We start from the raw sequence: 12,130 nt of genomic DNA, 5'->3' as shown, positions 1-12,130 counted from the left end.
CTGCTCGGACCGTCCGTGTCCCAGCGATCGCGCTGGGTCAGCTGCTGCGGCCCGCGCGACGCCACTCCTGCGGGGCGCAGCCGTGGCTGCGCCGGAACCGCTTGATGAAGTAGCTGGCGTCGCGGTAGCCGATCCTGGCCCCGATCGCCTCGACGGTGAGGGCGGTCTCCGCGAGGAGACGGCGCGCCTCCCTCATGCGCCGCTCGGTGATCCACTGCTGCACGGTGCGGCCCGTCTTCCGGCCGACCACGGTGGTGAGGTGGCCGGGTGTGAGCCCGACGGCGCGCGCGACGTCGCTCAACGAGATCGGGCGCCGATAGCTCTCCTCGATGACGTCGAAGACGGCGGCGAGCATCGGCTCGTCCCGCAGCATGAGGTCGCCGGAAACGTCGGCGGCCAGCCGGGAGACGGCCACGAGCAGGAGCGTGAGATGCGCCAGAACGGCCTCGTTGTAGCCGTCGCGCCGCTCTCGGAGCTCGCGCTCCAGCGCGGCCAGGCGTTCGGAGAAGCCGGCCCGCTCGGCGGAGGGCACGTGGAGCCGCTGCGCACCGCCCACCACGCCCCGCACGAACGGGAACAGCAGGGGATGCGCACGCCAGGAGAGAAAGGCTCCGGGAAGGCTCGGCTCGACCACGTCCGGGGGGAAGAACACCGCCCAGACCGCGCCGTGCTCGCCGTCGGCGACCTCGCCGGGCGTCACCACCTCACCGGGTGCCACCACGAACAGGTCGCCGGTGCCGAGCGGCCACTCGCGGCCGTCCACGCGGAACGAACCACCTCCGCGCTCCACGTAGACCAGTACGAGGAAGTCGTGTGCGTGGGGTTGCAAGCGCTGCTGCACGTCGTGGCGCAGCACCTCGCCCCAGCGCAGCACGCCGACGGGCGGCACGCCGGGTAGCCGTACGTAGGCGTAGAGGGGGACGCCCTGGTCCACCGTGCCGGCCACAGCTGTCGACGGGGCCGAAGATCGTGCTACTGCTCCCGCAGAACCGTCCTTGGCTGCAGGTGGGTCCCGTTCCAGACTCGGGGATGACACCGAAGGATCGTCGCATGAATCAGGGAGCATCACCATGAATGAGCCTGCACGGCTACACGGAGGGCACGGACACGGCTACCTCCCCGCGATGGGGCGCGACCGGCTGCTGCCCCTCTACGACCCCTTCACCCGGCTGCTGGGCGTGCGGTCCATGCACCGCAGGCTGGCCGACCAGGCCGGGATCGCAGCGGGCCATCAGGTGCTCGAGATCGGTACCGGCACGGGCAACCTCGCGCTCCTCGTCAAGCGCCGGCACCCGCAGGCGAATGTCGTCGGGCTCGACCCCGATCCGCTCGCGCTCGGCCGTGCCCGGCGAAAGGCCGCCCGCGACGGGCTCGACGTGCAGTGGGACCTCGGGAGCGCCGCGGAGCTGCCCTATCCGGACGGGAGCGTCGACCGGGTGCTGTCCGCCCTGATGTTCCACCACCTCGACGAGGCCGTTAAGGAGCGCACCCTCACCGAGGTGCGGCGTGTGCTGCGACCGGGCGGACGCCTGCACCTCGTCGACTTCGCCGGTCAGCCCCACGGCGTGTTCAGCCGATGGGCCGGCCGGAACAGGCGGCTGCACGGCAACGTGGGGGACCAGGTCCCCACGCGGATGCGCGAAGCCGGTCTGACGGACGTGGCCGAATGCGGCCGCGGCAGGCTCGGTGTCGGCTTCTACCGCGCCACCCGGTGAACGGTCAGAGCCAGCCGCTGTCGCGCGCCCGCTCCACCGCTTCCAGGCGCGTCCCGACGCCGAGCTTCTGCATCGCCGACGACAGGTAGTTGCGCACGGTGCCGGGCGAGAGGTGCACGCGCCGCGCGATGTCGGCGGCCGTGCCCGACCCGTCGACGGCGCGCAGGACCTCGAGCTCGCGACCGGTGAGGGGGCACTCCTCGGTCATCAGCGCCGTCATGGCGAGCTCGGGGTCGACGTAGCGGCCGCCGCCGTGCACCCGGCGGATGACGTCGGCGAGCACGCTGGCGGGAGCGCTCTTCGTGACGAAGCCCGTGGCGCCCGCGACGAGCGCGCGGCGCAGGACGCCCGGCCGGGCATGGCGGGTGAGGATGATGCAGCGCGTGGACGGATGGTTGGCCGCTATCCACTGGGCCACCTCGGAGCCGTCCCGGCCCGGCATCTCGACGTCCAGCACGGCGACGTCGGGGTGGTGCTGCTGCACACGGGCGATGGCGTCGTCGCCGGTGGCGGCTTCGCCGACGACCACGAGATCAGGCTCCAGGCCCAGCAGCGCGCTCACCGCGCCCCGGGTGAGGGACTCGTCGTCGGCCAGCACGAGCCGGATCCGAGCAGGCTCAGCGGGCCGTCCGGGGGCGCTCTCCGTGGTCATCGTGCGGCCCCGGGCAGCACTGCGTCGACGTGGAAGGTGCCGTCGGGGCCTGGGCCGGCGTCGAGGCGCCCGGCGTGCTCGTCGAGGTAGCGGCCCAGCGCGTCCAGGCCGGTGCCCGGCGGCATGCTCTCGGCAGGCAGGGCACCGTCGTTCTCCACGCGCAGCCGAGCGTGTCCGTCGGTGACGTCGATCTCGATCGTGCAGTGGTTCGGCTGGGCGTGGCGCAGCACGTTGGTCATCGCCTCCCGCAACACCCGGCCCAGCACGTTGCGCGCGGTCGGTCCGAGCCCGGTGGGGTCCCCCCGCACCACCAACGTGACCCCCGCGGACTCGAGCACCGCCCGGGCCCCTGCCAGCTCCGTGACGAGGTCGGTCGAGCGCGCGTCGCGCACCAGGGCACGCACCTCGCCGAGCGACTCCCGGGCCACCCGCTGTACCTCGTCCATCTCCGAGCGGGCACGTTCCGGATCGGCAACCTGCAGCCTCGACGCCAGCTCACTCTTGAACGCCACGACCTCCAGCGCGTGACCGAGGATGTCGTGCAGGTCGTCGGCCAGTCGAAGCCGCTCGCGAGCGGTGGCGAGCTCGGCGGCGATGCGCCGCGAGTCGTCCAGGTCGGTGACCGCCTTGAGCCACCAGAGCCGCTCGAAGTCGAGGGTCCACATCGAGCCGACGAAGAACGCGGCGAGACCGGCGACGTAGAACGGGATGTACGAGGACCGCTCCATCGTCTCGCCGTAGGCCTGGAGCAGCACCAGGTAGCCGGACCCGAACAGCACACCGACCGCACCGAGTACCCAGACGACGGTCCAGCGGGCCCGCAAGCCGCCGACGATGTCGCCGAGCAGCACCCCGCTGACCAGCGCCCAGAAGAACCCGACCGGGCTCCCCGCGAGCGCCACCAGTGACACGGCCAGTCCGACGGCCGCCGCGACGATCATGAACCAGGCCGGCGCCCGACGGCCGAGTGACTTCGTCAGCTCGCGGATACGCCAGACGTGCAGGCCCAGCGCGACGACGAAGAGGGCCAGCAGCGCTGCGGTGTACCCGGCAGGCGGCCACCCGGTCAGCGTCATCGACATCGGCACCACGAGCAGCCAGGCGATGGTCATCAACAGCCCGATCCGGCCGAAGCGGCGGGCGGCGCGGACGGTGCGCTCCTCCGCTCCGGGCAGCGGCTGCGAGATCTCCACGGCCCGAACGTATCGGACGTATCGAGACCGACGCCCGGAGTTGATGACAGGTGTCATCAGGGCCGCTGCGCACTGTCAGCCCGACCGATGCTGATCGCCACTACCGGCACGGTCCCCCGCCTCGCGACAGTGGATCTCATGACAGAGACGACATTTCGGGCCGGACGGGCCGTGGCGCCACCTGAGCAGATGACAGCCGTGTCGGTACGCGGCCTGCGCGTCCGGTACGGCGACTTCGAGGCCGTGCGCGGGATCGATCTGGACGTGCGGCGGGGCGAGGTCTTCGCGCTGCTCGGCACGAACGGCGCCGGCAAGACCACCACCCTGGAGGTGCTGGAGGGGTTCGGCACCCGCAGCGCCGGAACCGTCTCGGTCCTGGGGCTCGACCCGGCGACCGAACGGGCGGCGCTTCGCCCACGGATGGGTGTGCAGCTGCAGGAGGGCGGCTTCGTCGAGGAGCTGACGGTGCGGGAGACGCTGGTGCTCTGGCAGCGCCTCGTCGACCGGCCGGACCGGCCAGGGCGGCTGCTCGACCGTTTCGACCTGACCGGCCGCGCCGAGGTGCCCGTCGGGAAGCTCTCCGGTGGGGAGAAGCGCAGGCTCGACCTCGCGATGGCGGTGTGGGGCTCACCGGAGCTGGTGATCCTCGACGAGCCGACCACCGGCCTCGACCCGGAGTCGCGCAGGCGCACCTGGGACGCCATCCAGGAGCTGCAGGACGCGGGCCGCACCATCATGCTCACCACGCACTACCTCGAGGAGGCTGAGGCCCTCGCCGATCGCATCGCGATCATGCACGAGGGCCGTGTGGCCGTCGCCGGAACGCTGGCCGAGATCGTGGCGGCTCAGCCCGCGCGCTTCTCGGTCACGCTGCCGGAGGCCGTGGCCGACCTGCCGCAGCTGCGGGGATCCACGCATCGCGACGGGACACGGGTGCAGGTCCGCACCGACGACCTGCAGGGCGACCTGACCATGTTCCTGACCTGGGCAGCCGCTCGAGGGGTGCGGCTGCCCGACCTGCGCGCCGCGCCCGCCTCGCTGGCCGACATCTACCACGCCGTACGGACCGAGACGGAGGACCGGGCATGACCATCGCGATGGCGGCCGCCACGACCACGCCGACGAGCAGGGCTCTGGCACTGGCGATCACCGAGACCCGGCTGATCCTGCGCAACAAGACGGTGGCTGTGTCCTCCGTCCTGCTGCCGGTGGCGTTGGGAGTGTTCTGGAGCTTCCAGTTCGAGTCCGGCGGCGACCCGGCGCGACAGGCCGTGAGCATCACGCTGCAGCTCGCCGTGGCGATGACGATGGGGCTCTACCTCACGGCCACACAGACACTGGTGACCCGGCGGCACACCCGCGTGCTCAAGCGGATGCGGACCAGCGGCCTGTCCGACCGCGGCCTGCTCGCGGCGACCCTGGCCCCGAGCGTCGTGCTCGCGCTCTTCCAGCTGGCGGTCTTCGCGGTGGTCAACGTGGTGACGGGGACGCCGCTGCCGAGTGATCCCCTGCCGTTGGTGCTGGCCGTGTTCGGCGGGCTGACCCTCGTCGTCGCGGCGGCGCTGGCGACGAGCGTGGTCACGCCCTCGCCGGAACGGGCACAGATCACGACGCTGCCGCTGATGTTCGTGATGCTCGGCGTCGGGGTCGTGGCCGCGATCGCGCCCGCGGACGGCTGGTGGCCCGCCCTGATGGTCGTGCCAGGTGCAGCGGTGGGCGACCTGACCCAGCTCGCCCTGACGGGCGGCGCCTGGACGGCGGGAGCGGCGGGCCTGCCGGCGATCCTGCCGCCGCTCGCGGCGCTCGTGGTCTGGCCTGCCGTGTTCGGGACGTTCGCCGCGCGCCGGTTCCGCTGGGACCCGCGGCACTGACCGCGGTTGTCGAGCGGCCTCAGCGCCGGGTGTCGGCCCGATGGAAGTTCCGGTGCGCCCGCGAGGGCGTCGGCCCCCGCTGCCCCTGGTAGCGGGAGCCGACGCCCTCGCTGCCGTAGGGCCGCTCGGCCGGGCTCGACAGCCGGAACAGACAGAGCTGCCCGATCTTCATCCCGGGCCAGAGCGTGATCGGCAGGTTCGCCACGTTCGACAGCTCGAGCGTGATGTGCCCGGTGAAGCCGGGGTCGATGAACCCCGCGGTGGAGTGGGTGAGCAGGCCGAGGCGCCCGAGGCTCGACTTGCCCTCCAGCCGCCCGGCCAGGTCGTCGGGAAGGGACACCGACTCGAACGTCGAGCCCAGCACGAACTCTCCGGGGTGCAGCACGAACGGCTCGTCGCCGTCGGGCTCGACCGGGGTGGTCAGCTCGTCCTGCTGCTGCGCAGGGTCGATGTGGGTGTACCAGGAGTTCTGGAACACCCGGAAGAACCGGTCCAGCCGCACGTCGATGCTCGACGGCTGGAGCATTTCTGGATCCCACGGTTCGAGCACGAGACGTCCCGCCTCGAGCTCCTTGCGCAGGTCACCGTCCGACAGCAGCACAGGACCAGCGTATCTGCGCCCGATCAGACCTCGGTGTTGGTGGCCGGGTCGTCCAGCGACGACGAGAAGGGCGCCGTGAGTATCGGAGACGAGCACAGCCCGAACATCCACGCAACGGCCTGCTCGACGCGGGCGGCCTCGAACCCGTCGGACAGCGGGGGCAGCGTCTTCGGTGCCGCGAGCACCTGCCGCACCGTGGTCATGACCTTGGGGCTGAGGATGCTGCGAATCGAGTCGCCGGGCTCCGGGATGTGCGGCCCGTCGACCAGTACCGCGGGGGTGCCGAGCCCGGGAGCGTCGGCAACCAGTTCGGGATCGTCGCAGACCAGCACGGCGCTGGCCGAGATGAGCCAGACCAGCTCCGCGAGCGGGAGGTTGCGCACCACGATGGCCCGCGGGTGGTTCAGCAGCGGGTAGGCCGCACCGTGGCTCGCGAGCTCGCCGTAGACGACGATCTCGATATCGGGTTCGCGGTCGAGCAGGTCGGGGAGGCTGGCGAGCACGCCGAGGGAGTCGGGACGGTCGAGTCCGACGAGAACCACCTGCGGACCGCCGGCCGATACGCGGCGCAGCAGCCGCGCGAACCGGAGATCGGCGGGGCGCGGGTTGGCGGCCAGGGTGTCGCCCACCGAGATGGCGTTGGGCCCGACCGGGCTGCCCAGCGTGGCGTCGCCGGTGGTGGTGAGGAAGAGCGACGCGAGCTGACCGATCACGCGCCGGTTGGCCTCCTGCGGGAACGGGCACAGCAGATCGTCGCCTGCGACGCCGGCCTGTAGGTGCACGACCGGGATCTGCCGCCAGAAGGCGACCTGCGCCGCCACCACGGCGGTCATCCCGCCGCCGTAGACCATGACGGCGGAGGGATCGAGGTCGACCAGCAGTTCGTCGAGGCGCGTCATCAGCAGGGACGCGATCGCGGCGGGCTGCGGGCTCGGCGGCTCCCGCAGCAACTGCGTGACGTCGGCGGGCACCCCCAGCGACTCGAACGCCTCGTGGACCGTCATCGGGTCCGGTCCGGTGGCGACCGTGAGGGCTCGGATCCGGTCGGAGTCGGCAAACGCGGTGGCCACCGGCGCGAGGCGGGCGACCTCGGGTCGGCTGCCGGCGATCAGGAGGACGTCGTGGTCGTGATCCTGGATCGGGAGCGAACCCAGGGGCGGTTCGAGCTCGGTCATGCTCGGGTCCTTCGCGGCCGGGGGAGCTGGCCTTACGGGGCTCCAGCAGTGTGACTGGACGGCTACCGGCCGTCGAGCCCTGATCCCAGCAACCGGATCGTGAGGGTGAGAACCACCCTCTTGGGGGACCGACCTGGCCTTGCTCGTTACGCAGCGTGAAGTGCTAAGCTTTCCCCTATCACTCTGCGGATGTAGTTCAATGGTAGAACATCAGCTTCCCAAGCTGAATACGCGGGTTCGATTCCCGTCATCCGCTCCATGAGTAAGGCTCAGATGTGGGCTATTCAACCGCATCTGGGCCTTTGTTATGCCCGCTCCTCAGAAGTAACCACACCATTTCCAGGCCATTCGCGACGTCGGCGTCAACGCCCGGCGGCGATCTTGGTGACGCTGATCGACCTGCCTTCGCGGTCGCAAGAAGGTGATCTCGCCAGGTCGCCTGGTCGGCGACCACGGCCCGATGCCCCTACCGTGGACCGGGTCGCCGCCCGAAGACTCGATCTCCAGGGAGGGTGCTATGCCGTTCACCGATCGCGTGGATGCGGGGCGTCGGCTAGCCGGCAGGTTGCGTCAACTGCGGGGCGAGGACGTGGTTGTGCTGGGCCTGCCACGGGGTGGGGTACCGGTCGCGTTCGAGGTGGCCACGGCGCTCGATGCGCCGCTGGACGTGATCATCGTGGGCAAGCTGGGAGTCCCGGCCCAGCCCGATCGACCCAAACGCTCGCCTGCGATGGGTGCGGTCGGCGAGGGCGGTGTGCTGGTGCTCAACGAACCGGTCATCCAGCAGGCGGATGTGAGCGACGCGCAGCTTGCGGAGATCGAGGGGCGGGCGCGCGCCGAGGTCGACCGGCGGGCCCACCGGTTCCGCCACGATCGGCCGCCCCTGCCGTTGGCCGGTCGGACGGTCGTGCTGGTCGACGACGGGATCGCGACCGGTGCGAGCGCTCGGGCGGCGTGCCAGGTCGTCAGGGCGCAGGGCGCTGCCCGGGTGGTGGTGGCAGGACCGGTCTGCTCACCCGGTTCCGCCGCCGAGCTGGAAAACGAAGTAGACGAGCTGGTGTGCCTGGAGATCGGTGGGCGAACGGGACGCGTGACCGACTTCTACGACGACTTCCGCCAGGTCTCCGACGAGGAGGTCGTGGACTTGTTGCGGCGTGCGGTGCGCGAGCAACCGGCCGAGGTGAGCGCGGCCGGCGATGACGAGGTCGAGATTCCCGTGGGGGAGGTTCGGCTCAAGGGGTGCCTCACCGTTCCGGAGGGCGCCGCCGGCGTCGTGGTGTTCGCGCATGGCAGCGGCAGTAGCCGGCACAGCCCGCGCAACACGTACGTGGCCGGGGTCCTGCAGCAGGCTGGACTGGCGACGCTGCTGTTCGACCTGCTGACCACGGAAGAGGAGCCGCGGCGGGCCAAGGTCTTCGACGTCGAACTGCTGGCCGGCAGGCTCGCCGAGGTGACCGGCTGGGTGCGGAGCCGGCCCGAGTTCGCCGGCCTGCCCGTCGGCTACGTCGGCGCGAGCACGGGTGCCGCGGCAGCGCTGTGGGCCGCCGCGGACTCGGACGCGGACATCGCAGCAGTGGTGTCCCGTGGCGGGCGGCCGGACCTGGCCGAGTCGCGGCTGGGCGATGTGCGAGCACCGACGCTGCTGATCGTCGGCGGGCGGGACACGAAGGCGCTCACCCGCAACCGGCGGGCGGAGACCTCGATGCGCTGCGAGAGCCGGCTCGTCGTCATCCCTGGCGCCACCCACCTGTTCGGAGAACCCGGCGCGCTGGAGGCAGCAGCGACGGCTGCACTGGCCTGGTTTACCGAGCACCTCGTCCCCGCCGCAGCACCCAGTGGCTGACGTGGGCACGGACACGATGGTTCCCACACTGAATACGCAGGTTCGATTCCGTCGCAAACGCCAGTGAAACTGCGCGACTGTGACGGCCGTCGCATGTCGGGTCTCGAACCGGGCAAACCACCGAGTCGCGTGTGCGATGCCCAGCCGCGCGAGGGCCGGGAACCCCACGAAACATTGGGGAACCATGCTTCGCCAATTCGCTCTGCCCCGCCCGCGGCCACCTCTCATCAGTCCGGGGGGATCGGAACGGTGAGACCCGGATCGCGGCCGAGCAGCACGGCGCGGGTGACCGCAGTGGATCCGAAGCGATCATGGACGGTGTCGAGCACGGCGTCGAGCGCGGTGCCGGCCACCTCGTCGAACGGCAGCACGAGTTGCACGGCGTCATCGTCGTCGAGGTTGCCGATCGCCACCCCGACCAAGGTCAGGCCTCGTTCCTCGATCACCGGCATGGCCCGGGCCGTGAGCGCCCGCACCGCGGTGAGAATCGCGTCGGTGGAGCACGTCGCCTGGGACAGGGTGTGGGATCGCGAGGCACGGGAGTAGTCGGCGAATCGCAGCCGGAGCATGACCGTGCGGCCGACCCGTTCGGCCGCACGCAGCCGCCGCGCGATCCGGTCCACCAGCGCGACGACCACAGCGTCGACGGCCTCCGGGGTGTTCGGTGCGCGGCGCCCCATCGCGCGCTGCGCGCCGATCGACCGACGCCTGCGGCCGACCTGCACCGGCCGCGGGTCGCGGTTGTGGGCGAGGGCGTGCAGATGGCGGCCGAGCGCCGGGCCGAGCAGCGACACCAGGATCCGCTCGGGGATCTCGGCGACCTCCCCGACCGTGGTGATGCCGTGTTCGTGCAGCTTGGCGGCCGTCACCTTCCCCACGCCCCACAGCCGCTCCACCGCGAGCGGGTGCAGGAACCCGAGTTCGTCGCCGATCGGCACGACGAGCAGGCCGTCGGGCTTGGCCACCCCGCTCGCCACCTTGGCGAGGAACTTCGTCCTCGCCACCCCCACGGTGATGGGCAGCCCGACTCGCTCGCGCACCTCTGCGCGTAGCCGGGCGGCGATCCCGCTCGGCGACCCCGCGATCCGCCGGAGACCGCCGACGTCCAGGAACGCCTCGTCGATCGAGAGCCCCTCCACCAACGGAGTGGTGTTGCGGAAGACCTCGAACACCGCCTTGCTCGCCTCGGAGTAGGCCGACATCCGGGGCGGCACGACGACGGCCTGCGGGCACAACGACCTGGCCTGGGCGCCACCCATCGCCGTGCGGACGCCGTGGGCCTTGGCCTCGTAGCTCGCGGCCAGCACCACGCCCGCGCCGACGATCACCGGCCGCCCGCGCAGCCGGGGATCGTCGCGTTGTTCGACCGACGCATAGAACGCGTCCAGATCGGCATGCAGGATCGTCCCCTCGCCGGACACGAACATATGTTCGCATCGATGCCCGACCGGAGCGAGCGACCGCACCCGTTCAGGAGCGGGTTTCACGCCAGAGGGGGCTGTCCACGTAGTGGTTGTCGAAGCGCTCCTGCGACTCCCCGATCTCCCGCGGGTCGGCCTCGCCGCGGTGGACGCGGTCGAGCAGGCGGTAGTAGTCGAACCGGTCCATGCCAGGGGTGAAGACGACCAACACGTCGGCGTCGACACCGGCAACGGCGCCGAAGGCGTGCGGCACGCGCGGCGGGACGAGCAGGACGTCGCCTCGGTCGAGGACGTGGACGCGATCGTCGACGAGCACCTGGAGCCTCCCGCCGAGCACGACGAACAGCTCGGAGGCGCGGGTATGGAAATGCGGCGGAGCGCCGTCGGCGCGTGCCCTGAAGGTCGACCTGTTGCAGGTGATCGCCCCACCAGTGGTGGCGGAGTCGGCGAGCAGGGCGATCGTGCCGCCGGGGTCGCCCGTGAGGATCTCGGCCGCGGAAGCCCGGACGAGCAGCGGACCGGTCGCGGTGGTGTCGGTGTCCATGCCATCGACGATCGTCGCCGGCGAGAACACGAACAACGACCGAAGTGGCCTCGAACGATAACCTCTACATTATGGAGCTCCGGGAGATCGAGATCTTCCTCGCGCTCGCCGAGGAACTCCACTTCGGCCGCACCGCCGAGCGGCTGCACGTGTCCCAGGCCCGCATCAGCCAGACGATCAAGAAGCTGGAGCGGCAGGTGGGCGCCCCGCTCTTCGACCGGACCAGCCGCCGCGTGGCGCCCACCCCGATCGGCGCCCGGTTGCGCGACGACCTCGCGCCCGCGTACCGCCAGATCGTCGGCGCCGTGGCCAGGGCGACCGACGCCGGGCGCGGCACGGGCGGGGTCCTGCGGGTGGGGTTCGAGGCACCGGGCGTCGCCGACCTCATCGCAGGCGTGCTGGACACGTACCGCTCCCGTGCCGCCGACGGCGAGGTGGAGATCCGGGAGGCCGACTTCGCCGACCCCTTCGGCCTGCTCCGCGCGGGCGAGGTGGACGTGCTGGTCACGCTCCTGCCCGTCGCCGAGCCGGATCTCGCCACCGGCCCGGTCGTCCTCACCGAGCCGATGGTGCTGGCGGTGCCGGCGCGGCATCCGTTCGCCCGGCTCGACTCCGTGACGCTCGACGATCTGGCGCGCGACACGGTGTTCCGGGCGGCGCGCCCGGCACCGCCCTACTGGGTGGAGCCGCCCGAACCGTGGACGACGCCGAGCGGGCAGCCGGTGCGACGCGGGCGCCCGCTCGCGACGTTCCAGGAACTGCTCGCGGTGATCGCCGCCGGGGAGGGTGTCTGCCCGCTCGCGGCGCACGCGAGGCAGTACTTCGCGCGGCCGACGATCGCGTTCGTGCCCTTCCGGAACGCACCGGACGTGCGGTGGGCCCTGGTGTGGCGACGCACAGGTCGGACGGCACGGGTGCGCGAGTTCGCCGAGCGCGCCCGTACACAGGCCGGCCCGTCGAGCGGCCCCGCTCGCGGGTAGCGCCCGTTCCGGCGGACCGGGCACAGGCGGCCGTTGAGCACCAGCTTCCTGAGCCCTGTTGCGTTCTGCACGTGTTCTCGCGACGTCAGGTTGCGAAAGCCCTGGGACCTGGTGTCCCGGGCGCCCTTGGGCTTG

Annotated in this window: 12 protein-coding genes and 1 tRNA gene; 6 read left to right on the top strand and 7 right to left on the bottom strand. The window is 71.6% G+C overall.

Translation table 11 applies throughout. The features are described 5' to 3' along the window. Positions 1–37: 37 nt before the first annotated feature. Positions 38–946 carry an AraC family transcriptional regulator gene (locus MMF94_RS13150; RefSeq protein WP_241036654.1) on the bottom strand — a complete coding sequence of 303 codons (909 nt, stop codon included), beginning with the start codon at positions 944–946 and terminating at the stop codon, positions 38–40. 124 nt (positions 947–1,070) lie between these two features. Here MMF94_RS13150 and MMF94_RS13145 point away from each other — a divergent pair, with 124 nt between their 5' ends. After that, on the top strand, positions 1,071–1,715 hold the full coding sequence (locus MMF94_RS13145) for a class I SAM-dependent methyltransferase (RefSeq protein ID WP_241036653.1): 645 nt from the start codon (positions 1,071–1,073) through the stop codon (positions 1,713–1,715). Positions 1,716–1,719: 4 nt separating this feature from the next. Here MMF94_RS13145 and MMF94_RS13140 read toward each other — a convergent pair whose 3' ends face one another. Beyond that, positions 1,720–2,367, bottom strand: coding sequence for a response regulator transcription factor (locus tag MMF94_RS13140; RefSeq protein WP_241036652.1), 648 nt, complete (start codon positions 2,365–2,367; stop codon positions 1,720–1,722). After that, a complete protein-coding gene (locus MMF94_RS13135; protein WP_241036651.1) occupies positions 2,364–3,560 on the bottom strand; it encodes a sensor histidine kinase in 1,197 nt (398 codons plus the stop codon). Before MMF94_RS13135 ends, MMF94_RS13140 begins: the two co-directional genes overlap by 4 nt. A 138-nt stretch (positions 3,561–3,698) precedes the next feature. Here MMF94_RS13135 and MMF94_RS13130 point away from each other — a divergent pair, with 138 nt between their 5' ends. Next, positions 3,699–4,649: an ABC transporter ATP-binding protein gene (locus MMF94_RS13130; protein WP_241036650.1), complete on the top strand. Its 951-nt coding sequence runs from the start codon at positions 3,699–3,701 to the stop codon at positions 4,647–4,649. Beyond that, positions 4,646–5,431: an ABC transporter permease gene (locus tag MMF94_RS13125; RefSeq protein WP_241036649.1), complete on the top strand. Its 786-nt coding sequence runs from the start codon at positions 4,646–4,648 to the stop codon at positions 5,429–5,431. Before MMF94_RS13130 ends, MMF94_RS13125 begins: the two co-directional genes overlap by 4 nt. Before the next feature lie 19 nt (positions 5,432–5,450). Here MMF94_RS13125 and dcd read toward each other — a convergent pair whose 3' ends face one another. Continuing rightward, positions 5,451–6,032, bottom strand: a complete 582-nt coding sequence (gene dcd, locus MMF94_RS13120; protein ID WP_241036648.1) for a dCTP deaminase — start codon at positions 6,030–6,032, stop codon at positions 5,451–5,453. Between the two features lie 23 nt (positions 6,033–6,055). Further along, on the bottom strand, positions 6,056–7,207 hold the full coding sequence (locus tag MMF94_RS13115; RefSeq protein WP_241036647.1) for a UDP-N-acetylglucosamine 2-epimerase: 1,152 nt from the start codon (positions 7,205–7,207) through the stop codon (positions 6,056–6,058). 185 nt (positions 7,208–7,392) lie between these two features. On the opposite strand from MMF94_RS13115, the gene MMF94_RS13110 reads away from it, so the two are divergent. Together MMF94_RS13110 and MMF94_RS13105 are read left to right on the top strand one after the other, a co-directional pair. Then, positions 7,393–7,466, top strand: a tRNA-Gly gene (locus MMF94_RS13110). A gap of 258 nt (positions 7,467–7,724) precedes the next feature. After that, positions 7,725–9,050 (top strand): phosphoribosyltransferase, encoded by a 1,326-nt coding sequence (locus tag MMF94_RS13105; RefSeq protein ID WP_241036646.1) that lies wholly within the window; start codon positions 7,725–7,727, stop codon positions 9,048–9,050. A 227-nt stretch (positions 9,051–9,277) separates the two neighbouring features. On the opposite strand, the gene dinB is transcribed toward MMF94_RS13105, so the two are convergent. Both dinB and MMF94_RS13095 read right to left on the bottom strand, forming a co-directional pair. Beyond that, positions 9,278–10,477: a DNA polymerase IV gene (gene dinB / locus MMF94_RS13100; RefSeq protein WP_241036645.1), complete on the bottom strand. Its 1,200-nt coding sequence runs from the start codon at positions 10,475–10,477 to the stop codon at positions 9,278–9,280. 43 nt (positions 10,478–10,520) lie between these two features. Continuing rightward, positions 10,521–11,015 (bottom strand): cupin domain-containing protein, encoded by a 495-nt coding sequence (locus MMF94_RS13095; RefSeq protein WP_241036644.1) that lies wholly within the window; start codon positions 11,013–11,015, stop codon positions 10,521–10,523. Positions 11,016–11,086: 71 nt separating this feature from the next. Here MMF94_RS13095 and MMF94_RS13090 point away from each other — a divergent pair, with 71 nt between their 5' ends. Continuing rightward, positions 11,087–11,995, top strand: a complete 909-nt coding sequence (locus MMF94_RS13090) for a LysR family transcriptional regulator (protein WP_241036643.1) — start codon at positions 11,087–11,089, stop codon at positions 11,993–11,995. Positions 11,996–12,130: the final 135 nt, after the last annotated feature.

The sequence above is a fragment of the Pseudonocardia alaniniphila genome, from assembly GCF_022524485.1.
Lineage (GTDB): Bacteria > Actinomycetota > Actinomycetes > Mycobacteriales > Pseudonocardiaceae > Pseudonocardia > Pseudonocardia alaniniphila.
The sequence above is the reverse complement of the archived record's forward strand: the minus strand, read 5'-3'. Positions and strand labels throughout refer to the sequence as shown.